This is a genomic window from Actinoplanes sp. NPDC049681 (assembly GCF_044465265.1).
Lineage (GTDB): Bacteria > Actinomycetota > Actinomycetes > Mycobacteriales > Micromonosporaceae > Actinoplanes.
The window spans coordinates 217,587-243,248 of the sequence record NZ_JBITLP010000010.1; the positions used below are offsets into that span (position 1 = coordinate 217,587).

Consider the following 25,662-nt stretch of genomic DNA (forward strand, 5'->3'; position numbering starts at 1 on the left):
GCCTACTAACCGTTAGATGGCGCGTGCGCAGCGTACGCGGTGATGCCGCAGGAGCCCGGCATTTCGTCCGTAAGGCAATGTCGAACCGAGGCCGGAGTTCGAAGGGTCACCCTCAGGCCGTGATCACAGCACGCGAACCCTGACGCTCTCGCCGACGGCGTCACTGTAGGCGACGTGCTGGGACGGACGCACGATCAACTCGAGACGGCGCGCGCGATCGCGGAACAGCCGCGCGTCGATCATCATGGCGGAGTCGCGGACGTCGAGCACACGGAGATTCCCGAGCTTACGTAGGGGAGACCAGTCCAGATCGGCGGCATTGTCGCGGATAGCAAGATGCTCCAGGCTGTCGATCGCACCGAGCGGCCGGAGATCCCGCAGGTGCCTGCCGTCCAATTCCAAGTGGCGCAACCGACTGCCTTGCAGCGGATCGAGGGAGTTGATGGTCGGCACGTTCCCCAGCACCAAAGTGTCCAGCTGGGGGATCGTGTCGCGCAGGGCGTACAGGCCGCCGGGGAGAAAGGCGTGGTTGATCTCGACGCGACGCAGCCGCGGCAGCCTGGCCAGGGCCGACACGTCGTGCAGTCGGTCGCAGCCCTTGAGGGAGAGTTCGGCGAGGTGATGCATGTGCGCCAGCGGCTCGAGGTCGGTCACCTGATGTGCGCGGACGAGGCGCAGCACCCTCAGATTCCCCAGGCTTCCGGCGTGGCGCAGAACGCAGTCGGCCGGCGCGCCGTCGAGCTCGAGCCAGGTCAACTCGGTCAGGTTCGCCAACGCCTCCCAGCCGTCCACCACGCCGGCGCCCTTGATTGCCAACCTTCGCAGGCCGGTGTGCTTACCGAGTGAGGTCAAGCCGACCCCGTGTGACGTCTCGACGGCCAGGGTGCGGAGATTGCTCGCGGCGTCGAGGAACCCCAGGTCCTTCACCGGCGCGCCGTTCAGCATCTCGATCTCGAGGTGGATCAGCCGGTCGATCACCGCGGCATCGTTGAGCTGCTCTGCCGTTTCGATGATCAGACCACCGTCGACAAGGTGGGCCCGGCTCAGCACTCGCCGTGCGAAATCCTCACCGGCGAAGTATTTCCAGGCCCGCATGATCGCACGCTGCACGGCCGGCCGTTCGTCGATCGCGTACCCGGCCAGCAGGTCCAAAGCCGCACCACCGCCGATGTAGCCGGCGAGCTCCACGCACGCCGTAGCGGTCTCCTCGGGATGGGAACTCAGCAGGCGCGGGACGTAGCTCAGGCCACGCTCACCGACCAAGGCGACGATGCGGCTCTCACTCGAGCTCCGGGGCGGGAAGAGACGGGTCATCTCGTGCTCGATCTGGCTACTGACCTCGGGAGCGACCACCGTCGCGGTGTCCAGGCAGGCGGCCGCCAGCAGATGCAACCGGCGAGCCTGCCGTGGCTGCGTCTCGGCCAGGCGCAGGATTCCGACGAGCAGCCGTTCGCGGTTGGGCGGAGTGGCATGACCAACCGCCATCACGATCGTCTCCCGCCACTGGTCCTCACCCGCCCGGGCGATCAGCATGTCGATCAGATGCTCATCCGTGGCCTGCTTGGCGGCCAGGTACTCCTGGAAGGTGCGGTGGATGAAGTCGACCTGGCCGACCGTGGGCTGCCGGACGACTCCGCTTCGTTCGAGAAGCTGCGACATCACGACGCCCGGCTCGACGTCGATGTCCGGCATCCGGCGCAAGGCATTCGCCACGAAGATGCGGGCGTCGTCCAACGAGAATTCCGCCTTGCCCGCGAGCATTGCGGACCACGCCAGGTGCTGCAACACCTCCAACCTGGCACGGACGCTCAACGCGGTCAGCACGGTGTCGGCGGGCAGGTCACGGTCGAGATCGCGACGGTTGACAAGGAGCTTCAGCGCCTCCTCGTACAGCTGCATACGGTCGGGCGGCAGATGCATCCGGCGGTCCAGGTTGAGCGCGCACAGCATGGCGCACAGCAGCGGACTGGCGGCGAGTGCCTTGAGATGGTTGCGGGAGTCGAGATGCCGGAGCAATGCACGCTCGTAGTGCACCAGATCGGCCGGCTCGCAGGGCAGATTCGTCATGCCGCGGCGGGTGGCATCGCGGATGGCCTCGTGCCACCGTCCACAGAAGACTTCGATGTCACGAACCGTCATGGGCTCGATCGAGACGCTCGCGAAACTCTCCGCGGTGAGCCATGCGGCGTCCACCGCCGCGGGCCGGGTCGTGACGACGATCGGAATGGTCGGGTATTCGCGCAGGATGTCCTGCAGCCAGCCCCGAACGGCCTTGCGCCGGCGCGGCGGCAGCTCGTCCACGCCGTCGACGAGCAACACCGCCTTCCCGGACTTGAGCTGCCTGTGCACCCAGCCCTTCGGCTGGATGTCCAGAAGTACGGGCGCTACGTCACCGAGCATGGCATCGCCGACGGGAAGGTCTCCCTCGGCATAGCGGCGTAACCGCACGAGCACGGGGGTGTGGTCGTTCCATGCGCTCAGCGGACCGACGAAGGTGCCACGAGCAGCGTTGACAGCGATCCACTGTAGGAGCGTCGTCTTACCGCAGCCGGCCTCGCCCCGCACGAGGGTACGCGGCGCCAACGCCAGCGCGCTTTCGACGCCGATTGCCGTCCCGTTGTGGCCCCAGTCATGCTCAGGGGTGTCGGAGGTGACGCGCAAGCTTAGGTACGCGACGCTGACCCGGGTGTGCGGCCGATAGCGGCGGATGTCGACGCCGAAGATCTCCAGCCCGTCGAGCTTCCCGCTGATGTGGTCGATGTAGCGGTCGCGGAAGTTCCAGTCCTCCTCGGTGCCGCCCGGAGCATCGAGCGTGGTTCTGGGAAGCCGCTCGAGCACCTCCTCGATCGCGTCGGAGGCCTCGCCTACGTCCTTGATCAGATGGCTCAAGGCGCGGGGTTCGAAGGCCGGCAGCTGCTGGAGGATCTTGACGACGGACAGGCACGCGTCGTCCACGACCCGCAGGTAGAGCTGGAACGCCTTAGTGCTGAGCCCGGAAACCGTGTGCTGGTTCGAGTCCAGCGAGGGCAGACCGACCGGCACGTCACTCAGCTGCAGGATGGCGGCCGCCCGGTCGCCGAACTGCCGGTCATCCATGATGGGGAGTCGGTCACGTACGGTCCGGGCGATGGCTCGCGAGTCGAACCGGGCTTCGAAGAGAGCGGTGTCTGACAGGTCGGCGGAGGTGAGGGTGTCCGTCGCGGCGATTAGGGCCGCACGCTTCTCATTCTCCGGTAGATCGTGGAACTCGACATCGTAGAAGGGGCGGATTCGTACGGCGACATGCTCAACGATGTCCTCCAAGCGACGGGCGAGCTGCCGGCGCTTCACGGCGTCCGGAACGCTGTCGACGAGCAGATCGATCAGCTGGGAGTTGCGCTCCACACGCTTACCGCGTAACCCGGTCCAAGATTTGACAGCCAGTTTTACCGTTTCGCGGCCAACCGTGAGTCCCATCTCCGCCAGCGCCATCGCGGCCTCGCCTCCGTGCACCGCCGTCTGGCCGGAGGCGCATCTCCAGACCCGCGACCATCGGTAGGCGACATGCTACTGACGGGCACGGTCCGCCGCCATGACAAGCTCGGTCCATTCCCCCGTGACGGAGACATCAGCCATCCCTTCGAATTGCCGGGCACACCCGATCCGCATGGGTCGACGCGTGCACTCCGCTCACCTTCAGGGTGTCGCGGTGGGTGACTCGGTGGTACGACGGGAATCCATCCGGCGCGGATCTCATTCGGGTGAAGGCTTCTGGACGCCTTGAGCGCCTCGATGAGCACCTCGGCCGTACCGCCCAGCGGCCCCAGCCCCGCGTGACTCGGCACCACGTCGCTGTCTCGGAGCGCATCGCCATCCCGGTGCCGGTCAACCCAATCCGGAGGGCGCCGGTGGGCCGATCCTGGTCGCAATGGCGTTTCCGGGGCGATTAACGCCGCACGACAAAGCGAGGCCCCGGCCAGCGTTCCCGCTGGTCGGGGCCTCATCATGGAGCCGCCTGACGGAATCGAACCGTCGACCTACGCATTACGAGTGCGTCGCTCTAGCCGACTGAGCTAAGGCGGCAACGGTAGTTGAGTGTACGGCATGCCGGACCCGGTTCCCGCCACGGGTGGGGGTCGCGGCGCGCCGTAACCGGACGATCCTTGTCATACCTCCGGGCTAGTCTGCGACTCGTGACCGATCACGACCCCGCCCGGCATCTCCGTCCACGGTCCGCCGAGGCCGAGCCCTCCCGGGCGCGCCGGCCGGTGAGCATGGATCCGCAGCAGCTGGGCTTCACGCCGCAGCGGCCGGTCGGGTGGCTGGCGCCGTTGTTGCTGCTCAACACCGGGCTGCGGACGCTGCTGGCGATCCTGTTCGGGGCTTATCTCGACAAGCGCGAGCTCCAGAACGCCCTGTCCGGCGAGTCCTTCGAGCAGCCGGGCACCGACGGCGAGCTCTGGCTGGACTACGTGGCCGACCTCGGCGACGGGTTCAACGCGACCTACTCGGTGGCGTACCTGTTGGCGCAGCCCGGCCTGGAGGCCGGTGGCCGGATGCTGCCGCGCGGCCAGGTGCTGCTCATGGGCGGCGACCAGGTCTACCCGGTCGCCAGCGGCGACCGATACGAGAACCGGACCAAGGGTCCCTACCGGGCCGCGCTCCCCGAGCCTCCGGCCGACGGTCCTCGGCCCACGCTTTTCGCCCTGCCGGGCAACCACGACTGGTACGACGGCCTGACCGCGTTCCTGCGCCTCTTCGCCCGCCGCAAGGACGGCCACATCGGAGGCTGGCGCACCCAGCAGCGCCGGTCCTACTTCGCCGTGCGGCTACCCGCGAACTGGTGGCTGTTCGCCATCGACGAGCAGTTCGGCGCGTATATCGACGACCCGCAGCTGCTGTATTTCGAGAAAGCCGCCGCCGCGCTGGGCCCCGACGACCGGGTGATTCTCGCGACGCCGTCGCCGACGTGGGTGAAAGCGGCGAACAAGCCGGAGGCATACGACTCGGTCGACTACTTCATCCGGACGATTCTGGCGCCGACCGGGGCGCAGGTGCGGGTGCTGGTGTCCGGGGATCTGCACCACTACGCCCGCTACACCGGCGCTGACCGCGAGCTCATCACATGCGGTGGCGGTGGGGCGTACCTGTTGGGAACCCACCAGTTGCCGGACAGCCTCACCGTGCCGCCGAAGGAGACACTGACGCGCAGTGCCAGCCCCAGCCGGGAGTACCAGATCGCTTCCCGTTATCCGAGCGCGGCCGACTCTCGGCGAATGAGCTGGGGTGTCTTCCGCAGGGTCCCGGCCCGCAACGCCGGCTTCGCCACCATGCTCGGCATCATCCATACCCTCACCATGCTGGCCATGGCGGGAGCCGCCAGTCAGGGCGGCATCTTCCAGCGGCTCTTCAGCATCCCGCTGGTCTTCATGCTGGTGGTGATCCTGGCCGGCACGGTGCTGTTCGCCCAGCCGCCCAGCGCCAACCAGAACAAACACGCCCGGCACTGGATCATCGGCCTGGTGCACGGCTTCGCCCACATCGCCCTGGCGGTGGGCGGCACCTGGGTCTGGCTCCGACTCCCGTTCCACGACTGGACCTGGCCGGCTCCCCTCATCCTGGCGGCCATCCTGTACGGCCCGGTGATCGCATTCCTGGCCACCCAACTCCTGGCGCTGTACCTGATGGTCGCCAGCCTCTTCGACGTCAACGTGAACGAGCTGTTCGCAGGTCAGGGCATCGAGGACTCGAAGAGCTTCCTGAGAATGCACATCGCCTCGGACGGCACCCTCACCATCTACCCGTTCGGCGTGGACAAAGTCTGCCGGAAGTGGCACGCCGATCCGGACGGTGCGCCGCACAGCCCGTGGTTGCTGCCGGACGAGCCGCTGACGGCGCACCTGATCGAGCCGGCCATCGTGCTCAACGGGCCTACGGGCAGGGCAGTCCCCTCGAAAGGTGATGTGGCAACCGCCTGATCAAAGCCGATCCCCGTCCGACGCCTACGGCCGACAGCCGACGCAGCGCGGACCGACGCAGCGCGGACCGATGCAGGCTGGCGCGGCGCGGACCGACGCAGCGCGGGCCGATGCAGGCTGGCGCGGGCCGGCGCGGCGCGGGCCGGCGCGGCGCGGGCCGGCGCGGCGCGGGGCGGCGCGGGCCGGCGCGGCGCGGGGCGGCGCGGGCCGGCGCGGCGCGGGGCGGCGCGGGCCGGCGCGGCGCGGTTCCCCGGGCACTGGCTCGGCGGCCCGTGTGACGCGGGTCGAGATGGACCGGCAGGGGTCGAAACGACGCGGGGCCGGCGCGGGCCCGAGAGCGGGCCGACCCGACGCACGCCCACGCGGGGCGCACGCCCGGCCGGCGCGACGGGTCGAGCGATGCGGGTCGACGTGGGCGGAATGGGTTTCCGGGCAGGCCGGCGCGACACGGGCGAATGCAATCTGGGCGTGTTTTGCGGGCAGGGAGCCTAACTCCGTCGCAGAGCTCAACTCCCTAGGGAAAGGAGCGGTGACTGCCGAGGTCGGTTCCTGCGGTCCGGGCCGCCTGAGACCGCCAGCTGCGTCCAACGGCGCTCAGCCCGAGTGATCACGGCGCACCGGCTGAGCCGTCAGTTGTACTGCTCCTCGTGTGCCTGGCGGGGGCCGCAGACCGATGCCCGGCTGCACGAGCAGCGCGACCCGTCCGCGTCCATGCGTACCACGACCGCGTCTTTCGGGACGCTGTGGCCGACCACGCGTCCGTCGCCTTCCGGGGTGGTGACTCTGCTGCCTATGGCCGGCGCCGATGCCTGGAATTTCTGGTACAGCGGGTGTTCGTACTTGAGGCAGCACATCAGCCGGCCGCAGGCGCCGGAGATGCGGAGGGGGTTGAGGGGGAGGTCCTGGTCCTTGGCCATGCGGATGGTGACCGGTTCGAAGTCGGTCAGGAATGTCGCGCAGCAGAGGTCTCGGCCGCAGGAGCCGATGCCGCCCTGGACCCGGGCCGAGTCGCGGGCCGAGAGTTGGCGCAGTTCCACGCGGCAGTGCAGGGTGGCGCCCAGGTCGCGGACCAGGGACCGGAAGTCGACCCGGTGCGGGGCCGTGAAGTAGATCGTGGTGCGGGCGCCGCCGGTGCCGCCCTGCTCGAGGACGTGGTCGACCGCGACGACCTTCATCGGAAGCTCGTGTGCCTTGATCAGCTTTTTGGCCGCGACCTTCGCCTCGGCCTTCTTTTTCCTCAGGAGTTCGTCGCGGCGCAGGTCACCATCGTCCGCGAGGCCGGCGACCTTGGGGAAACCGCTCGTGTCCTCGCTGACCCATTGCGCCGCCCAGACGCACTCCGCCACCTCGGGTCCGTCGTCGGTCGGGACCAGCACCCGGTCGCCCACCTGCGGCGAGAACTCGCCCGGATCGAGGTAGTAGAGGCGGCCGTACCGGTTGAAGCTGACCGCGCACAGCATGCCCATGCACCCACCCTACGGCGACGGACCGGGCGTGCGAAACGCCACAGAACTACATAGATACGCGCAACCCCCCGCATCGAACCTCGTTGGGCAGTCCCGTAGACGCCGCTCGCCGCGGCATCCTTGGGGGAGGACTTTCATGACGCGCGCCGCGCCCGTACCGGATGATCTTGCGCAATCGACCCGGCTTGCTCGCTCGCTGCGAGGCTGGATGACCGGAGTGCCCGCTATCGTCATGTTCGGGCGGGGGTTGCGGCTGGGCATGCTGGCCGCAAGATCTGCCCGGGCATCCGCATTCGCCGGGGCGGGTCGGGCGTCGGAAGTCGCGACCAGCGCTTTCGAAGCCGCCGCAGTCGATCCGGTGGGCGCAACGCGGCCGGGGGAAGCCGCCACAGTCGATGCGACGCGCGCACCCCGGCCGGGGGAAGCCGCCACAGTCGATGCGACGCGCGCAACCCGGCCGGCGGAAGCCGCCACAGTCGATGCGACGCGCGCAACCCGGCCGGCGGAAGCCGCCACAGTCGATGCGACGTACACCGTGCGACCGTCGGAAGCCGGCGCGGTCGATGCGACGCGCATTATGCCGCGGTCGGAAGCCGTCGGGGTCGATGCGGCATGTGAAGGCGCCGAGTCTCCTTCCGCTGCCGCGGCCACCGAATCAGCGGCCGGTCGCGGACGGCGGGGGCGCAAGGTGGTTGCCGCGGGTGCGGCGGGTGTTGTCGGGGTGCTGCTGCTACCCCTTCCGGCGAGCGCCGCGCCCGCTCCGTGCGAGCAGGCGGAACGCTATTCCGCACAGTCCGGCAGCCAGATTCTTCGCCTCACGCAGCTGCACGCCGGGGAGGACGCCGACCGCTCCGCCGCGGCCGGCGACACGCAGGAGGTGCATGTCGGCGAGGCGAAGTCGGCCATGGTCGCGGAGGCATCGGTGAGTTCGGCCGCCGTCGCGCGCATGATCGATGCCGCCGGTGACGGGCCGGCCGGGAAGTTGTCTGAGGCCGTGCAGCAGCAGGCTCCGCCGACCAATGCCGAGCCGGAGCGCCGGTCGACGGGCGAGGCCGAGGTGGGGCCAGTGAGTCTCGGTGCCGGGTCGATGACCACGCTTGCTCAGTGGGAGGCCGGGATGGCGTGCGGCGCCACCGTCGGTGACGTCACTCGGGCTACGGCTCGGCTGCGTGACGCCGGGATCGGTGATTCGGCGCTTGTGCGCGTACCCGGGAAGGTCCAGAGCGAGAGCACCACGAAGCTGGAGCGGCGCGGCGCGGCCGCGGCGACGGTGGCCTCGGCCGGGTTGCAGGGTGGCGATCTCGAGCTGCTCGACGGTGCCGTCAAGGTCAAGGTGATCAAGGCGCCCTCGCTGCGAGCCAGCATGTCCATTCAGGACGGCGGTGAGGTTCGTTACATCCCGGCCGTGGTCGAGGTGTCCGGACGGGGGTTCAAGACCGAGCGGCTCAGCACGGCCGGTGACGACATGGACATCACGTTCGATGAGCCGGGCGGGCGGGCCGGCACCGAGTCGGCCTCGACCGGGCTGCTCGGCAAGCTGCCGGTCGTCGGCGGCCTGCTCCACTCCGGCGACCCGCTGCCGCTCCCCCAGGTTCCCGGGCTGCCCGAGGTCGCGCAGCCCGGTTCGGACGCCGCGCCGGCCACGGAGCCGGGCACTCGGGTGCGGATCTCGCTCGGCGACGTCCGCCAGGCCTCGCGGGGCCGGGCGATCGCGGCGCGGGCGGCGGCCCTCTCGGTGACGATCACGCGCGGTCCGTCGGACAAGCGCCCCAAGCCCGGGTACGCCGACAGCCTCGCCCTCGCCTTCGACATGGGTGTGTTGGAAGCGGCGGCGGTAGCCCCGGAGTCTGCGGGTGGCGTGTCCGCGGGAGCCGCGCCGGCCGGTGGCGTGTCCGCGGGCGAGGGCGGCGGGTTGCCGATCACCGGGCCGCGCGTGGACGTGATCGCCCTGAGCGGTGTGGCGCTGCTGATCGCGGGCGCGGCTGCGCTGATCTTCGGGCTGCGGGGCCGCTCCCGCTCATGACGTCCTCTGGTCGCGGCAGGCGCGGGGCGGCGGCAGTCGAGCGGACGCGTGGACGCAGCCTTCCGTCGGGTCACCGCCGCGCAGAGCATCGACGCACGCGAGCGGCCGATTCCTGCCGGCGGCCCACGACAAAGGTACGGCGAGGGCGTTGAGTGTGAAGTAGACCTGCGGGGGGTGCAGGAGGTTGCGGCGCCGCTTCGGAACCGGTAGTCCGAGTGCGGCGCCGCAGTCATGCCGGGACGAGCTCCGCTCGGCAACCGCGAGCCGGCGAACCCGCCGAGCGAAGGCGGCGCGTAAAAGCCGGCCCGTCCGGCTGGGTCAGGGGATCGCGGCGAACGGCTCGGCCAGGTTCGACGAGCTGCGTACCAGGTCGACGGCTTCGTCGTACGAGTCGGCGACTGCTTCCAGGATCTTCTCCGCCACGTCCGCGGCAGCCAACATCTCCCCGGGCGACGTAATATCCACTTTGTCCCCGGCGAGGATGATGGCTTCGGCGGAGCCCACGATCTCGGCGAGCACCTCGGCCAGCCCGTCCCGGGTGGTTCGCATCCAGTCGGCCAGCGCCTCCGCCAGCTCCGCCGAAGCCTCCAACCGCCCACCGAGGCTCGACTCGTTGCCGCTCAAGCGTTCCGCTGTCCGCTGCCGGGCCCGGTCGTACGCCTCCGCCGCCGTGCCGGACCACTCCCCGGGCGGGGGCAATGAAGCCGCCACCTCCGCACAGGCCCGGGCGTCCGCTCGCAGCTCCGGGCCGGCATCGCCGAGGTCAGCCGGCCGGAGTGCCGCGACCGCGCGTGCCGTGTCGCCGGGCAGCAACCGTACGCGGCGCAGCTGCACCCAGACGCCGTGGCCGGGCGGCGCCCCACCGGCGCGCAGCAGCGCGTCGACCCGGCGCAGCAGGGGGCTCGCCGTGTCGAGGAGCTGACCCAGCCGATCCATCAGATGCCCCGTCGCACTCGGCGGCCGGTCTCGTCGTCGGTCTCCGCGTATGTCTTCGCGGTCATGCGTACATCGGCAGCGAGGTCGAGCAGGTGTCTTGCCGTTTCAGCGGCTTCCCGGGAGCGGGCGGTCAGCACCGCCCGCCAGTGGTCGTGAAGCTGCTTGCCGATGCGGCCCGGTACGCCCTCGTCGTCCACGCCGAACGCGCCGGGCGATGCGGCGTGGGCCGGGAGCGAGCGGTCCACGGTCGTGAGCGCGTCGGCTGCCGCTTCGAGGCTCGTGGCGAGCTGGTCCATCAGCGGTCTCCCAGGCTTCTGAAGGCGCCGAAGATCTCGTCGTGGAGTTTGTCGCGGGCCCAGCGGGCTGCTTGCGTCGCGTTGGTGACCACCGCTTGCACCTCCCGGGCCAGCTCCGTCGCGTTCCGGTGTTGCAGGCTTCCTCGGATGCGGACGTCCGTGATGTCGCCCGCCGCCGTGACCAGGACCTCGACCGAATTGTCCGGCGAGTGGACGGACACGACGTGGGAGGCTACGGCCTTGTCGAACTCCGCCCGCAGGACGTCGAGGCGGCGGTAACGCTCGATGGCTTCGTCGATCCACGCCTCGTCGATCTCGCGGGGCATCGTCGGCTCCTTACCGGGCGTACCGCTTTGATGGCGTTACGGCACCGAACCGTACCCGGTCGAGCGACCCCGGCGCATCCCCTGTGGACGTCCCCTGTGGATAACCGGCGATTGTGGAAAGTCCGTCAGCCGCGCCAGAGAGCGAGCATCATTGCTTCTACCGCAATCTTCGGTTTGACGTTCTGCTCGATGGCGTCGCGGCAGGCGAGGACCGCTTCGAGGCGGCGAAGGGTGCTTTCCGGTGACCATTTGGCCGCGGCTGCTGCCGATTGGGCTGCCGTGTCGGAGTGGACCACTTCTACGGGCGCACGAAGGGAGGTGATCAACACGTCGCGGTAGAAGCCTGCGAGGTCCACGAGGGCTCGGTCGAGCGCGTCGCGCTGGGAGCGGGTGAGGCGGGATTTCTGCCGCTTCTCCAGCTCCTTGATCTGGCCGGCGGCGCCGCGCATGGCGGTTGTCGCGCCTTTGCCCGTACCCCCGGCTCCTAGGGCTTGTTCGAGGGCGGCGCGTTCGGCGCTGTCGGTTTCGGCGAACGTTGCGGCCGCCTCGGCCTCCGCAGCCTCGATGAGGGACGACGCCGCGTCGAAGCAGGCCCCCACGCCGGTCAGGCGACGCGGGACGGTGAGGACCGCTTCGCGGCGGTTGCGGGCGTCGGAGTCCCGGGCGAGGCGCTTGGCACGGCCCACATGGCCCTGCGCCGCCGATGCTGCCCAGGAGGCGACGTCGGGGGTGATGCCGTCGCGGCGTACGAGGACTTCCGCGACGGCCTCGGCCGACGGCTGCCGCAACGGTACGACCCGACAGCGCGACCGGATCGTCACCGAGATGTCGTCCGGGTGGGTGGAGGGGGTGCAGAGCAGGAACACCGTCCTGGGCGGCGGCTCCTCGATGGCCTTGAGCAGCGCGTTCCCGGCCGCTTCGGTGAGCCGGTCGGCGTCCTCGATCACCACCGCCTGCCAGCGCCCGCCGGACGGGGCGCTGCCGGCGCGCAGCACGAGCGCGCGCATCTCGTTGACGCCGATCGACAGGCCCTCGGGGACCACGAACCTGATGTCCGCGTGGGTGCCGCCGAGTGCGGTGTGGCAGCCGTGGCACTCGCCGCAGCCGATGCCGTCGCGTTCGCACTGCAGGGCGGCCGCGAAGGCGCGGGCGGCGACGGAGCGGCCGGAACCGGGCGGGCCGGTGAAGATCCAGGCGTGGGTCATGGCGCCCTGGGCACCGGTCTCCCCCGCCACGATCCGGGCGGCGGCCGCGGCGGCGCGGCTCAGGGTCTCGACGGCCTCGTCCTGCCCGACCAGGTCGGCGAACACAGTCATGGCGTCGATTCTCGCTCGCTCATCGGCGCTCGCCCACCTGGTCGTCGTTGTCTCCGGCGGCCTCGGCACGGTTACCCGTCATCTCTTCCAGAACCTCGATGGGCACGACCTGCGTCTCCTCCGCCGACGACGAGGAAGACGACGAGGAAGAGGCGGAGGAGAGCGACGAAGACGGGGACGAGGGCGGCAGAACCTGAGTGGCGTCGGGAGACGAAGGGGGCACGACCTGCGTGGCGTCGGCAGAAGAAGGCGCGGCGTCGAGAGAGGGAGCCGTGGCATCGGCAGAGGCGGCCTTGGCGTCGCCGGAGGAGGGCGTCCCGGCCGGCAGGATCACCGCCGTCTCGTCCGGGCCACCGGCGGAGCGGACCACCACCGTCTCGTCCGGCCCCGGCCCCGGCGCCGTCGCCGCGCGCATCACCTGCGTCTTCTCCGGGTCGGCCCCGCTCGGCACCACCATCGTCGGCGCCAGGTCGGACGCCGTCAGGTCAGGGCCCGGCGGCAGATCCGTCGACGCCGGATCCGGATGCCCGTCGTCCCCCGCGGTGAGCAGCCCGTTCACCCGGGCGGCCACCACCGCGGCGATCTCGTCGGCCGGCCTCGCGGCGTCCAGCACCAGATAGCGCTTCGGGTCGGCGGAGGCGAGGTCGAGGAAGGCGTACCGGACGCGTTCGTGGAAGGAGCGGGATTCGCTCTCCAGGCGGTCCGCGCCCAGGCCGCGGCTGTCGACCCGGCCGAGGCCGACCGCGGGGTCGACGTCGAGGAGCACGACCAGGTCGGGCTTCAGCCCGCCGGTCGCCCACGACGACAGCCAGGAGATTTCCTGGACCGGGAGGGTACGGCCGGCGCCCTGGTACGCCAGCGACGAGTCGACGTACCGATCGCTGACCACCACCGCGCCCCGCTCGAGGGCCGGGCGGACGACGGTGGCGACGTGGTGCGCGCGGTCGGCGGCGTAGAGCAGGGCTTCCGCCCGGGGGGACGGCGAGTCGCCGCCGTCGCCGTGGGCCAGCACCAGGCTGCGGATGCGTGCTCCCACGTCCGTCGCACCCGGTTCGCGTGTGACGACCACGTCGTGGCCGGCCGCGGCGAGGGCCTCGGACAGGCGGGTGACCTGGGTGGATTTGCCCGCGCCCTCGCCGCCTTCGAAGACCACGAAGATTCCGGTACGGGCGAAGGGCTCGGCCGGCGACAGCGGGCGACCTCGGATCGCGCCCCACAGGTCGGCCAGGACGGGAACGCCGCGCTTGTCGTCCATCTGGCGGAAGGCGCTGATGCCCGTCCAGACGCCGATGACGCCGGCGACCAGCAGCAGGACGCGGGTCGACGAGATGTCGACGGAGAGGCTGCCCATCCGGACCGTACGGGAGCTGCCGAGGCCGACCAGGACGCCGGCCAGCGAGATGGCGAGCAGGAGGACGAGCCGGGCGCCGATCTGGACAACGGCGAAGACCCGGCCGCGGACCTCGTCGCCGACCTGGCCGCCGAGCAGCGTGACGCCGGCGAGGAAGGCCATGCCCGCCCCCGCTCCGACGAAGAGCGCGCCGAACAGGGCCATGGACAGGTGGAACGCGACCGAGAGGAAGGCGACCGCGCCGGACGCGAGCACCAGGCTGACGCCGAACCAGCGGCGGCGGGACAGCTCCTTGACGATCGCCGGGCCCAGGCCGATGCCTACGGCGAGCCCGATGAACAGGGTGGCGAAGAGCAGGTAGAACGCCGCGTCGCCGGCGCCGAGGGAGGCGGTGAAGAACCGGGCCGTGCCGACGACGATGCCGGCGCCGGCGAACGCGCCGAAGATGCCCAGCACCAGGCCGCGTACGAACGGGGTGCTGCCGATGTATTTCCAGCCCTCGACGAACTGCCGGAACATGCTCTGCTCGGCGTTCTTCTGCTGGCGCTCACGCCGGCCGGCGCTGATCTCCTTGATGCCGAAGAACACCACCGCGGCCGTGGCTGCCCGGGACAGCGCGTTGATGTAGAGGGCGATCTGCACCGGTGACGCCCAGGTGGGCAGGCCACCGATCGGGCCGCGGACGACACCGTCGAGGGCGGCGAGGACCAGCGCGGCGAGGATCGGGGTGACGCCGTACGTGGTGATCAGGCTGAGCTGGTTGGACGCCTCGAGCCGGCCCTTGGGGATGAGGTTGGGGACCGCGGCCTCCTTGGCCGGGATCCACATCAGGGTGATCGTCTCGCCGATGAAGGTGGCGATCACCGTCCAGGTCACCGTGAACGCGCCCGAGTCGCTGATGAGCGCGACGACGGGGATCGACCCGTACACGAAGAAGCGCAGGATGTCGCAGATGACCATGGTGTAGCGCCGGTCGAACCGGTCGGCCATGACGCCCGCGATCGGGCCCAGGACCAGGGCCGGGAGCAGCCGGATCGCGATCGTGCTGCTGAACGCGCTGCCCTGCGCGACGCTGCCGCTGACCTGCTGGGAGGCGAACAGCGCGGTGGCGAGGATGCCGATCCAGTCGCCGAACGACGCCACGCTGAGCACGAGCCAGAGCCGCCGGAACGGGCGGATCCGCAGGACGGCACGCAGCGCCGCGGCCCCGGACAGGTCCACCGGGGCGGCGTCCTTGCGTGCCGTGCTCGTTTCGGTGTCGATGGCCCTTACCTCCCGGTCGTCACTGCCCGAAGCACTCTAACGGGCGCACGTGGTTCGTCGTGGGTGCGCTCGTAGGGGTGGCGCATAAATGAGAGTGTTTCGCATTCTTCGATGAGCGGTTAAGTTGCTCCTCGTGACGGCCGAACGCAGCGCCCTGCAGAAACGTCTCGACCGCGCCACCGCGGACCTGGAGACGCCGCTCGCCGTGATCGACCTTGCCGCCTTCGACGCGAACGCCGCGGCACTCACCGCCCGTTCGGCGGGCAAGCCGATCCGGGTGGCGAGCAAGTCCGTCCGGGTACGCGCGCTGCTCGAGCGCGTACTGTCCCGTCCCGGCTGGTCCGGCGTCATGGCGTACACGCTGCCCGAGGCGATCTGGCTCGTCCGCACGGGCACGAGCGACGACGTGCTGGTCGCGTATCCGACGGTGGACCGCGGCGCGATCGCCGAGCTCACCGCCGACCCCCGGCTGGCCGCCGCCATCACCATCATGGTGGACAGCACGTCCCACCTCGATCTCGTCGACGCGGTGACGGCCCCGGGCCGCCGCCCCGAGGTACGGATCTGCCTGGAGCTGGACGCGGCGTGGCGCCCCGCCGGCCCGCTGCACATCGGGGTGCGCCGCTCGCCGGTGCATTCCGCCGCGCAGGCCGGGGCGCTCGCCCGGCGCCTGGTGGCGCGCCCGGGTTTCCGGTTGGTCGCGATGATGGCGTACGAGGCGCACATTGCCGGACTGGGCGACGCACCGCCCCGGCGCCAGTTGCGCGGACGGGCCATCCGCCTCATGCAACGCCGCTCGCTCCGGGAGCTCATCGAGCGCCGGACCGCCGCCGTACGGGCGATCCGCGAGCACGCCGAGCTGGAGTACGTGAACGGCGGCGGCACCGGCAGCGTGGCAGCGACCGCCGCCGACCCGTCCGTCACCGAGGTCACGGCGGGTTCCGGGCTGTACGGACCCACGCTGTTCGACGCGTACCGGTCCTGGCAACCGACCCCGGCGGCGTTCTTCGCGCTGTCGGTGGTCCGGCGACCGGCACCGCGGATCGCGACGGTGCTCGGCGGTGGCTGGATCGCCTCCGGGCCGCCGGAGCACGCCCGGCTGCCGATGCCGTGGATGCCGGCCGGCCTGCGCCTGCGCGCGGACGAGGGGGCCGGCGAGGTGCAGACCCCGCTGATCGGGGCGGCGGCCGACGGTCTACGTCCCGGGGACCGGGTGTGGTTTCGTCACGCCAAGGCCGGCGAGCTGTGCGAGCACGTCAACGAGGTGCACCTCGTCGACGGCGACACGGCGGCGCCGGCCCCGACGTACCGGGGTGAGGGGTATGCGTTCCTCGGTTGATCCCCTAGGCCGGCACGTGGCGGTGCAGGTACTCGCGGATCAGGGCCTTCGCCTCGATGAGCACGGCCTCGTCGCCGGTCAGGTCGCGCCGGAACGCGAGCTTGATCAGCGCGTCCGCCGCCTCGACCGCGATCAGCAGCGCGAAGCGCAGCCGCACCCGGTCCATCAGCTGGAACTGGTCGACGAGCAGCTCGGCCAGCCGGTCCGCGATGACCGCGTTGTTGTCCCGCTCGGCGTCGAGCAGGTGCAGATCCACCACGTCACCGAAGTGCAGCGTGCGGAAGCCCGCCACGCTGCGGTGCATGTGGATGTACGCGTCTATGGCCGCATCGACGCCGTCCCACCAGTGGGCGAACGTCTCGTTGGCGAAGCGCGCGGAGAGACTCTGCAGGTAAGCGTCCATGTTGCGCATGGCCAGCGCCTGGACGATGGCGCGCTTGTCCGGGAAGAACTGGTAGACCGAGCCGATCGCGACCTCGGCACGCTCGGCAAGCAGGGTGGTGGTCAGGCCCTCGTACCCGACCTCGTCCACCAGCTCCGCGCAGGCGTCGAGCATGCGCTGGACCCGGGCAACGCTTCTGCCCTGCACCGGAACCCGCCGCAGCGGCCCGGTGGTGACGGTTGGTGTCGACACGCGTCGCCACTCCCTCTCAGCAGTGAAGTGAGAATTGCTCGCGACGGCGGCGAAGGCCGCATCGCAGGTCGTAAACAACCCTCAAAAAGGAACGTTACTCGGATCAACGAGCGAGACGCATCGACGGGACGCGGGGGGAACGCGGTATCCGCGGTTTTGTGCGACTGTCCGCTCGTCGGGAGGACAGGACCGTTATGACCAATGACAATTCGGCGCCCGTCACGTCCCGTCGATGGCGCAACTGGGGCGGCAATCAGCAGGCCGTCGCCGCTGACGTCCTCACCCCTCGAACTGTCGACGAGGTGGCCGCCCGGGTCAAGGAGGCGGCGGCCGCCGGGCATCGCGTGAAGGCGGTCGGCAGCGGCCATTCGTTCACCGGCATCGCCGCCGCCGACGACCGCCGGATGCTGCTGCACCGGCTCACCGACCTGGTGGCGGTGGACGGCGAGTTGGTCACCGTGCAGGCCGGCATGCCGCTGTACAAACTGAATGCGGTGCTCGCCGAGCACGGCCTGGCCCTGCCCAGTCTGGGTGACATCGACCGGCAGACGGTGGCCGGCGCCATCTCCACCGGTACCCACGGCAGCGCTCGCGACCACTCGACCGTGGCCTCGTCCGTGGTGGCGGTGACCCTGGTCACCGGCTCCGGTGAGGTGCTCCACGTCGACTCTTCGTCGGAATTGTTCCCGGCCGTGCGCGTCGGACTCGGCGCCCTCGGCATCCTCACCGAAGTCACCCTGCGGTGTGTGCCGGCTTTCGTGCTGCTCGCCGAGGAGCGGCCGCTGCCGCTGGCCGAGGTGCTGTCCGGCCTGGACGAGCGGGTCGCCGGCAACGAGCACCTGGAGTTCTTCTGGTATCCGTACACCGACCGGGCGCAGGTCAAGCTCAACAACCGGGTGCCGGTCGCGGATCGGCCCCTGTCCCGATTCCGCGGCTGGATGGACGACGACTTTCTGCCCAACACCCTGTTCGAGGGCCTGTGCCGGCTGGGTCGGCGCATCCCGGCGACGGTCCCGGTGATCAGCGCGGTCGCGGCTCGCGGCCTGACGGCCCGGGCCTACACGGACCGGTCCGACCGGGTTTTCTGTACGTCGCGGCGCGTGCGTTTCCTGGAGATGGAGTACGAGATCCCGCGCGAATGCGTACCCGAGGTGATGGCGGCGCTGCCGAAGATCATCGAAGGGTTGCCGTTCAAGGTGCAGTTCCCCGTCGAGGTCCGCTTCACCGGGCCGGACGACGTCTGGCTCTCCCACGGGTACGGCCGCGAGTCGGCGTACGTGGCGGTGCACCAGTTCGCGGGGACGCCGTACGAGCCGTACTTCCGGGCGGTCGAGGCGTTGTGCGAGCCGCTGGGTGGCCGTCCGCACTGGGGGAAGCTGCACTACCGGGACGCGGAGTCGCTGCGGCGGGCGTACCCGAAATTCGACGACTTCCTGGCCGTGCGGGAGCAGCTGGACCCGCAGCGGGTCTTCGCCAACCCCTACCTGGAACGGGTCCTGGGACGCTAGTTGTCCACAGGCCCGTCCACAGGGTCACTCCGCGCTGGCCGTCGCCTTCGCCGGTGCGGCCTTCTTCGGCGCTGCCTTCTTCGCCGCCGGTGCCGCGTTCGTCGCCTTGCGCGGTGCCGCCTTCTTGGCCGGAGCCTTCTTGGCGGCCTTCTTCGCGGGCTCGGCGCCGTCCGCCGCCTTCTTGGCGACCGCCTTCTTGGCGACCTTCTTCTTCGGTGCCGGTCCCTTGGCGCGCTTCTCGGCGAGCATCTCGGACGCCTGCTCGACGGTGAGCTCCTCGGGCGTCTGCCCGCGCCGCAGTGAGGCGTTGAACTCGCCGTCCGTGACGTACGGGCCGAACCGCCCCTCCTTGATCACCATCGGCTTCTGGGTGACCGGGTCCGGGCCCATCTCGCGCAGCGGCGGCTTGGCGGCCCCGCGCTGACGGGTCTTCGGGGCGGCCAGCAGCGCCAGCGCCTCGTCGAGGGTGACCGTGAAGAGCTGGTCCTCGCTCTGCAGCGACCGCGAGTCGGTTCCGCGCTGCACGTACGGGCCGAACTTGCCGTTCTTGGCGACGATCTCCGCGCCCTCGGCGTCCTTGCCGACCACCCGCGGCAGGCTCAGCAGCTGCAGCGCCTGATCGAGGGTGAGCGTCTCCGGCGACTGGGTGCGGAACAGCGACGAACGGCGCTCCCCGCTCTCCACGTACGGGCCGAAGCGGCCGGACTTGAGCAGGACCTGCCCGCCCGTCGCCGGGTCGTCACCGAGGCTCTTCTCCCCGCCGCCGCCGAGGAACAGCTCCCGGACCTTGTCCGGGGTCAGCTCGTCGGGCGCCACGCCGTCCGGGATGGAGACGCGGTCGTTCGGCGACTCCTCGGTGGCCTCCGGGAGCTGACGCTGCAGGTACGGGCCGTACCGGCCGACCCGCACGACGATGCTGCGCCCCTCCTCGTCCTCGAAGAGCGGGATCGAGTTGATCGAGCGGGCATCGATGGCGCTGAGGTTGTCGGTGACCAGCTTGCGCAGGCCGCCCGCCTTGGCGATCGAGTCGTCGGCGTCGGCGGTCTGGCTGCCGAAGTAGAACGCGCTGAGGAAGTCGAGCGAGGCGTTCTCACCGCCGGCGATGCCGTCGAGGTCGTTCTCCATCGCCGCGGTGAAGTTGTAGTCGACCAGGCGCGGATAGTGCTTCTCCATCAGCCCGATCACCGCGAACGCGATGAAGGTCGGGATCAGCGCCTGGCCGCGCTTCTCCACGTACCCGCGGTCCTGGATGGTCTGCATGATCGACGCGTACGTCGACGGACGACCGATACCCAGCTCTTCCAGGGCCTTGACCAGCGACGCCTCGGTGTAGCGGGCCGGCGGGCTGGTGTGGTGGCCGACGGCGGCCAGCTCCTCGGCCGTCAGCGGCTGGTCCTTGACCAGGTTGGGCAGCCGGCGCTCCGCGTCCTCGGCCTCGGCGTTCTCGTCGTCGGACGACTCGACATAGGCGCGCAGGAAGCCCGGGTCCGTGATCGTCTTACCCGTCGCCGCGAAGTCCGCCTCCTCCTGGGCGGTGGAGACCGCCCGGATGCGCACGGAGATCGAGTTGCCGATCGCGTCGGTCATCTGGGAGGCGACGGTACGCCGCCAGATGAGCTCGTAGAGCCGGAACTCGTCGCCGGAGAGCTCGTTCGCCAGCTCGCCCGGGGCACGGAAGGTGTCGCCGGCGGGCCGGATGGCCTCGTGCGCCTCCTGGGCGTTCTTGACCTTGCCGGTGTAGCGGCGGGGCTCCGGCGGGACGCTGCGCTCGCCGTAGAGCTCGGCGATCTGCCGGCGGGCGGCCGCGATGGCCGTCTCCGACAGGTTCACCGAGTCGGTACGCATATACGTGATGTAGCCGTTCTCGTACAGCCGCTGGGCGGTGCGCATGGTCTGCTGCGACGACATGCGCAGCTTGCGAGCGGCCTCCTGCTGCAGCGTGGAGGTGATGAACGGCGCGTACGGCCGGCGCCGGTACGGCTTCTCCTCGACCCGGGTGACCTGGAACGGGCGGTCCTCGAGCCGGGCGGCGAGCCCACGGGCACCGTCGCCGTCGAGGTGCACTACCGCGGCACCCGGCCTGATCCGGCCGGTGGTGGGCTCGAAGTCCTTACCGGTGGCGATGCGGTCGCCGTTGAGGGCGATCAGCGTCGCGGAGAAGTTGCGCGGCCCCTCGACCTTGCCCTGCACGGCGAGCTGGGCGTTGATGTCCCAGTACTCGGCCGAGCGGAAGGCCATCCGCTGGCGCTCGCGCTCGACCACGATCCGGGTGGCCACGGACTGGACCCGGCCCGCCGAGAGCTTCGGCATGACCTTCTTCCAGAGCACCGGGCTGACCTCGTAGCCGTACAGCCGGTCCAGGATGCGGCGCGCCTCCTGGGCGTCGACCAGGTCCTTGTCGATCTCGCGCGGGTTGGCGACCGCGGCCTGGATCGCCGGCCGGGTGATCTCGTGGAAGACCATCCGCCGGACCGGGACCTTGGGCTTGATCGTCTCGACCAGGTGCCAGGCGATGGCCTCGCCCTCGCGGTCCTCATCGGTGGCGAGGAAGATCTCGTCGACCTCCTTCGCCAGCTGCTTCAGCTTGGCGATCTGCTGCTTCCGGTCGGCGGAGACCACGTAGAGCGGATGGAAGCCGTTGTCGACGTCGACCCCGAGCCGCGCCCACGACTCACCCTTGTACTTCTCGGGCACCTCGTCGGCGTTCTTCGGCAGGTCGCGGACATGCCCGAAGGAGGCCTCGACGAAATAGTCGGGCCCCAGGTAGCCGGCGATCGTCTTGGCCTTCGACGGGGACTCGACGATGACCAGACGGGTCGTCCTGGCGTTGCTCGGCACGGCACTCCCAAACTTCACACTCACTCGGCGGCCCGTCGCGGACGGCGGACACGCGGACGTTCAACGTAACGCGCCGGACGAGCTCCCATTCCCCGGGCACACAGATGTCGGATGGTAACGGCCCGGCCACCGCACGCGTCCGACGGCGCCACCGTACACCGGGAACATGGCGTCGTGTCGCACACAATCCCGGAAGATCACGCAGCGGCGCTGCCCGGCCACAGCCGCGCGGGGGCCGCGGCCGGTCTTTCGCCGATGAGCTCGGCGAGCCGGGCGAGACGCCTCCGACCTGCGATCACGTACGCCGGACCGGTCTGGATCGTGCCCGCGAGACCGACCCTTGTCAATGCGGCATCCACCGACGTGTCAAGAGTCCCGTCGGGATCCAGACCCAAGGCGTAACCCTGGGACACCGGCGCACCGGCGGCAGCAACCCACAGGCGCAGCCTCGGGCCGTTGAGGAAGAGTCGCCCGGCCGGCGGGGGCCAGGCGCGGGCGAGGCCGTTCAGGCGGCTGCTGTACGCCGTTCTGACCTCGAACGCCACCGTCTGCTCCGCGTCGTCCCCGTCGCGCTCCGGTTCGGGCTCCCGGGCGGCCGGGGCGATCTCGTCACCCTCCTGGTCGACCGGCACCGAGGTCAGCTCGACCACCGGCTCGTCCCGGGTCTTCTCGGAGATCGGGTGCCAGTTGACCACCAGGCCGCGGCTGACCAGCTCCTCCGCCAGGACGTGCACCCGCCAGGCCGCGTCCACCCGTACGGTGACTCTGGCCGTACCTCCCATCCGGCCGAGCCGCCCCGGGCCCGCCAGCAGACCGGCGAGATCGGTGAGCGAGGGGTCGACGGCCTCCACCCCGAAGACGGAGAGCTGGCGGCCCGCCGGGGCAGGCGCGGCCGTGCGCCGCTGCCGCGCGGGGGCGGGCCGGACCGGCGCGGGCAGCACCTCGCGCGGAATCAGCGGCCAGCCGGGCTCGGCCATGGTCAGCGGCACTCCGGAACTTCGTCGAAGGCCTGCTTGAGCTCGACCGACGCCAGATTGCTGGTGTCGAGCTCGCTCGCCTCGTACTCGACGTTGAGGGTCTGGACCACGGTGCCGACCTTGGCGTAGAAGTCCTTCGACGGGCTGGTGGCCAGCGCCTCGATGCCCGACCTCGCCCGGCCGTACGCGTCGCGCATGGCGCTGAGCGAGGCGGTGAAGCTCTCCGCCACCTTCTTACCTTGGTCGACGTCCGGCACGCCGGCGTGCTGCACCCCGGCCCGCGCCTTCTCGCTCGCCGACTCCGCGCCGCCGAAGAGCCGCATCAGGTTCTCCTTCGCCTGGGCGGGGGTCGTCGCGGCGGTCATCTGCTGCTGGGTGCGCGTGGTGAGCATGCCGATCTCCGTACGCCACGGCGCCAGCGCCTTGCAGACGGAGGCGGCCCAGGCGCGGGGTGCCGGGCCGCTCGAACAGGCACCGAGCGTCACGACGAGCGAGCAGACGATGAGTAGGGGGATGGTGCGGGCCGTGCGCATGGGTTGCAGCGTACGGCCAACGAACGGCGGAGGGCACCCGGCGAGCGCCGAGTGCCCTCCTCCCTTCTGTAGCTCAGGCGCTGACGCGCGCCGCCTTGTTCTCCGGGGCCGGAGCCTCTTCGCCCATGGAGATCGGCTTGCGCTTGCTCCAGACCACCGCGGCCACGATGATCAGCGCCGCCACCACGGCGACGCCGACCCGCAACGGGGTGTTCTGGTCGGTGCCGACGCTCCACGCCACGACCGCCGGGGCGATCAGCAGCGAGACCAGGTTCATCACCTTGAGCAGCGGGTTGATGGCCGGGCCGGCGGTGTCCTTGAACGGGTCGCCGACCGTGTCGCCGATGACCGTCGCGGCGTGCGCGTCGGACCCCTTGCCGCCGAACGCGCCGTCCTCCACCAGCTTCTTGGCGTTGTCCCAGGCACCACCGGAGTTGGCCAGGAAGACCGCCATGAGCGTGCCCGCGCCGATCGCACCGGCCAGGTACGACGCCAGCGCGCCGGCGCCCAGGCCGAAACCGACCGCGATGGGCGCCATGATCGCCAGCAGACCCGGGGTGAGCAGCTCCCGCTGGGCGTCACGGGTGCAGATGTCGACCACCCGGCCGTACTCGGGCCGCTGGGTGCGGTCCATGATGCCGGGGAAGTCGCGGAACTGGCGGCGTACCTCCATCACGACCGCGCCCGCCGAGCGGGAGACGGCGTTGATCGCCAGGCCGGAGAAGAGGAAGACCACCGCGGCGCCGATCAGCAGGCCGACCAGGTTGCGCGGGTTGGAGATGTTCAGCAGGCCGAGGATCTCGGAGCCGATCCGGTCCGGGGAGACACCCGCGTCGGCGAGCGAGGACGACAGCGTGTTCGTGTACGACCCGAACAGCGCGGTCGCGGCGAGCACGGCCGTCGCGATCGCGATGCCCTTGGTGATCGCCTTCGTGGTGTTGCCGACCGCGTCGAGCTCGGTGAGGATCTGCGCGCCGCGCTCGTCGACGTCGCCGGACATCTCGGCGATGCCCTGCGCGTTGTCCGAGATCGGGCCGAAGGTGTCCATCGCGACGATGACACCCACCGTGGTCAGCAGGCCGGTGCCGGCGAGCGCAACCGCGAAGAGCGACAGGGTGATGGACGAGCCGCCGAGCAGGAACGCACCGTACACGCCGGCGCCGATGAGCAGCGCCGAGTAGACCGCCGACTCGAGCCCGACGCTGATACCGGCGAGCACGACCGTGGCCGGGCCGGTCTGCGACGACTTGCCGATGTCCTGCACCGGACGGCGCTCCACCTCGGTGAAGTAGCCGGTGAGCGCCTGGATCGCGGCGGCCAGCACGATGCCGATGACGACCGCGCCGATCGCGACGAACTGCGGGTTGCGGCCGCTGGCGAGAACGCCGGCGTCCAGCGTGGCATCCTCGAACCCGGCGAAGGTCTTCGGCAGGTACATGAAGCTGACGATCGCCACGATGATCGCCGACAGCACGGCGGAGATGTAGAACGCCCGGTTGATGGCGGTCAGGCCGTTACGGTCCGAGGCGCGCAGCCGGGTGATGAAGACGCCGACGATGGCGATGACCACACCGATCGTGGAGACGATCAGCGGGAAGATCAGGCCGTCCTGCCCGAACGCCGCCTGACCCAGGATCAGCGCCGCGACCAGCGTGACCGCGTACGACTCGAACAGGTCGGCCGCCATGCCGGCACAGTCGCCGACGTTGTCGCCCACGTTGTCGGCGATCGTCGCGGCGTTGCGCGGGTCGTCCTCGGGGATGCCCTGCTCGACCTTGCCGACCAGGTCGGCACCGACGTCGGCGGCCTTGGTGAAGATACCGCCGCCGACCCGCATGAACATGGCGAGCAGCGCCGCACCGAAACCGAAGCCCTCGAGCACGGTCGGGGCGTCACCGCGGTAGATCCACACCACCAGCGCGGCGCCGAAGAGGCCGAGCCCGACGGTGAGGAAGCCGACGACGCCACCGGTGCGGAACGCGATGCCCATCGCCTTCTCGCGGCCGCCGGTCTCGCCGGCCGCCGCGGCCACCCGCAGGTTGGCCCGCGTCGCCAGCGCCATGCCGGCGCCGCCGATGAAGGAACTGAAGACGGCACCCACGATGAAGAACAGCGACCGGCCGATCTTCACGGTGGTCTCGTTGTCGCCGGAGCCGTGCACGGGCAGCAGGAACAGCAGCACGACCGCGATCACGACGAAGATCGCCAGGGTCTTGAACTGCCGGAACAGGTAGGCCGACGCGCCCTCCTGCACGGCGCCGGCGATCTCCTGCATGTTGGTGGTGCCCCGACCGGCCTTCAGCACCGACTGCACGAACATGGCGGCGAAAGCGAGTGCCACCAGCGCGAACACGACCGCGACGATCACGAACGTGACGTTCTGACCGCTCAGGGATGTCTCGCCGCTCTCCGCGGCAAGGGATATGGAAGTCCCGGACATCAATGTCCTCCTGTACACACCGACCGCACCCGGTAGCGGACGAGACTGCCGGGCGCATCCCCGCTAGGGGAGACGACAAACCGGATCTCGCGGACACGAGACCAGGGAGCAGTAGCTGATTACCGGCGTACTGTAGCGGCCGGACGTGGCAGTGGTCACACCTGGCTCCGGCCGTGTCGTGGTGATGTTTACCGCTGTGTTAGCGGTTGGCATTGATGCGCATCAACCCTTAGGCTACGGTCCCGACCTGCGGCTTTCCCAGCGCGCACGCGACAGTGCCCATTTTGTCCCCTCGGTGGGGCTGGCCGTTCCACGCCACGCCGTGGCAGAGATGTTCCCCCCGTAGGCGACGGTCTCTCCGCTGGCGACGGTCTCTCCGCTGGCGACGGTCTCTCCGCTGGCGACGGTCTCTCCGCTGGCGACGGTCTCTCCGCTGGCGACGGTCTCTCCGCTGGCGAC

At 70.4% G+C, this 25,662-nt stretch carries 15 protein-coding genes, 1 tRNA gene and 1 pseudogene; 4 read left to right on the top strand and 13 right to left on the bottom strand.

Annotated features, from left to right (window positions below; genetic code table 11):
* Nucleotides 1-123 precede the first annotated feature (123 nt).
* Together ACIBO8_RS33300 and ACIBO8_RS33305 are read right to left on the bottom strand one after the other, a co-directional pair.
* Nucleotides 124-3,471: an NACHT domain-containing protein gene (locus ACIBO8_RS33300; protein WP_396119403.1), complete on the bottom strand. Its 3,348-nt coding sequence runs from the start codon at nucleotides 3,469-3,471 to the stop codon at nucleotides 124-126.
* A gap of 514 nt (nucleotides 3,472-3,985) precedes the next feature.
* Nucleotides 3,986-4,062 (bottom strand) — tRNA-Thr (locus ACIBO8_RS33305).
* Nucleotides 4,063-4,253: 191 nt separating this feature from the next.
* On the opposite strand from ACIBO8_RS33305, the gene ACIBO8_RS33310 reads away from it, so the two are divergent.
* A complete protein-coding gene (locus ACIBO8_RS33310) occupies nucleotides 4,254-5,957 on the top strand; it encodes a metallophosphoesterase (RefSeq protein WP_396119584.1) in 1,704 nt (567 codons plus the stop codon).
* Nucleotides 5,958-6,586: 629 nt separating this feature from the next.
* Here the strand turns inward: ACIBO8_RS33310 and ACIBO8_RS33315 are convergent.
* On the bottom strand, nucleotides 6,587-7,423 hold the full coding sequence (locus ACIBO8_RS33315; RefSeq protein WP_396119404.1) for a stage 0 sporulation family protein: 837 nt from the start codon (nucleotides 7,421-7,423) through the stop codon (nucleotides 6,587-6,589).
* A gap of 136 nt (nucleotides 7,424-7,559) precedes the next feature.
* Here ACIBO8_RS33315 and ACIBO8_RS33320 point away from each other — a divergent pair, with 136 nt between their 5' ends.
* Nucleotides 7,560-9,446 carry a hypothetical protein gene (locus tag ACIBO8_RS33320; protein WP_396119406.1) on the top strand — a complete coding sequence of 629 codons (1,887 nt, stop codon included), beginning with the start codon at nucleotides 7,560-7,562 and terminating at the stop codon, nucleotides 9,444-9,446.
* A gap of 318 nt (nucleotides 9,447-9,764) precedes the next feature.
* Here the strand turns inward: ACIBO8_RS33320 and ACIBO8_RS33325 are convergent, their stop codons facing one another.
* The 5 genes and pseudogenes from ACIBO8_RS33325 to tmk form a co-directional block, all read right to left on the bottom strand.
* Nucleotides 9,765-10,382 (bottom strand): hypothetical protein, encoded by a 618-nt coding sequence (locus tag ACIBO8_RS33325; protein WP_396119407.1) that lies wholly within the window; start codon nucleotides 10,380-10,382, stop codon nucleotides 9,765-9,767.
* On the bottom strand, nucleotides 10,382-10,678 hold the full coding sequence (locus ACIBO8_RS33330; RefSeq protein ID WP_396119408.1) for a type VII secretion target: 297 nt from the start codon (nucleotides 10,676-10,678) through the stop codon (nucleotides 10,382-10,384). Before ACIBO8_RS33330 ends, ACIBO8_RS33325 begins: the two co-directional genes overlap by 1 nt.
* Nucleotides 10,678-11,004: a YbaB/EbfC family nucleoid-associated protein gene (locus ACIBO8_RS33335; RefSeq protein WP_396119409.1), complete on the bottom strand. Its 327-nt coding sequence runs from the start codon at nucleotides 11,002-11,004 to the stop codon at nucleotides 10,678-10,680. The genes ACIBO8_RS33330 and ACIBO8_RS33335 overlap by 1 nt, the downstream gene beginning before the upstream one ends.
* A gap of 125 nt (nucleotides 11,005-11,129) precedes the next feature.
* Complete coding sequence (locus ACIBO8_RS33340; protein ID WP_396119410.1) at nucleotides 11,130-12,320, bottom strand: DNA polymerase III subunit delta'; 1,191 nt, start codon at nucleotides 12,318-12,320, stop codon at nucleotides 11,130-11,132.
* 409 nt (nucleotides 12,321-12,729) lie between these two features.
* Nucleotides 12,730-14,823: pseudogene (gene tmk / locus ACIBO8_RS33345) on the bottom strand (dTMP kinase); the annotation flags it as partial.
* 244 nt (nucleotides 14,824-15,067) lie between these two features.
* Here tmk and ACIBO8_RS33350 point away from each other — a divergent pair.
* Nucleotides 15,068-16,273, top strand: a complete 1,206-nt coding sequence (locus ACIBO8_RS33350) for an amino acid deaminase/aldolase (protein ID WP_396119411.1) — start codon at nucleotides 15,068-15,070, stop codon at nucleotides 16,271-16,273.
* Nucleotides 16,274-16,277: 4 nt separating this feature from the next.
* Here the strand turns inward: ACIBO8_RS33350 and ACIBO8_RS33355 are convergent, their stop codons facing one another.
* Nucleotides 16,278-16,907, bottom strand: a complete 630-nt coding sequence (locus ACIBO8_RS33355; protein WP_396119412.1) for a TetR/AcrR family transcriptional regulator — start codon at nucleotides 16,905-16,907, stop codon at nucleotides 16,278-16,280.
* A 194-nt stretch (nucleotides 16,908-17,101) separates the two neighbouring features.
* Here ACIBO8_RS33355 and ACIBO8_RS33360 point away from each other — a divergent pair, with 194 nt between their 5' ends.
* The gene (locus tag ACIBO8_RS33360; protein ID WP_396119413.1) at nucleotides 17,102-18,415 is read left to right on the top strand and encodes a D-arabinono-1,4-lactone oxidase; all 1,314 of its coding nucleotides are present in this window, start codon (nucleotides 17,102-17,104) and stop codon (nucleotides 18,413-18,415) included.
* A gap of 24 nt (nucleotides 18,416-18,439) precedes the next feature.
* On the opposite strand, the gene topA is transcribed toward ACIBO8_RS33360, so the two are convergent.
* The 4 genes from topA to ACIBO8_RS33380 all read right to left on the bottom strand — a co-directional run bounded on the left by topA (nucleotide 18,440) and on the right by ACIBO8_RS33380 (nucleotide 25,203).
* Entirely contained in the window at nucleotides 18,440-21,253 is a 2,814-nt protein-coding gene (gene topA / locus ACIBO8_RS33365; protein WP_396119414.1) for a type I DNA topoisomerase, read from the bottom strand.
* Between the two features lie 197 nt (nucleotides 21,254-21,450).
* On the bottom strand, nucleotides 21,451-22,242 hold the full coding sequence (locus ACIBO8_RS33370) for a hypothetical protein (protein ID WP_396119415.1): 792 nt from the start codon (nucleotides 22,240-22,242) through the stop codon (nucleotides 21,451-21,453).
* Nucleotides 22,233-22,763, bottom strand: coding sequence for a hypothetical protein (locus ACIBO8_RS33375; RefSeq protein WP_396119416.1), 531 nt, complete (start codon nucleotides 22,761-22,763; stop codon nucleotides 22,233-22,235). Before ACIBO8_RS33375 ends, ACIBO8_RS33370 begins: the two co-directional genes overlap by 10 nt.
* A gap of 73 nt (nucleotides 22,764-22,836) precedes the next feature.
* Nucleotides 22,837-25,203 (bottom strand): sodium-translocating pyrophosphatase, encoded by a 2,367-nt coding sequence (locus ACIBO8_RS33380; protein WP_396119417.1) that lies wholly within the window; start codon nucleotides 25,201-25,203, stop codon nucleotides 22,837-22,839.
* Between the last annotated feature and the right edge of the window lie 459 nt (nucleotides 25,204-25,662).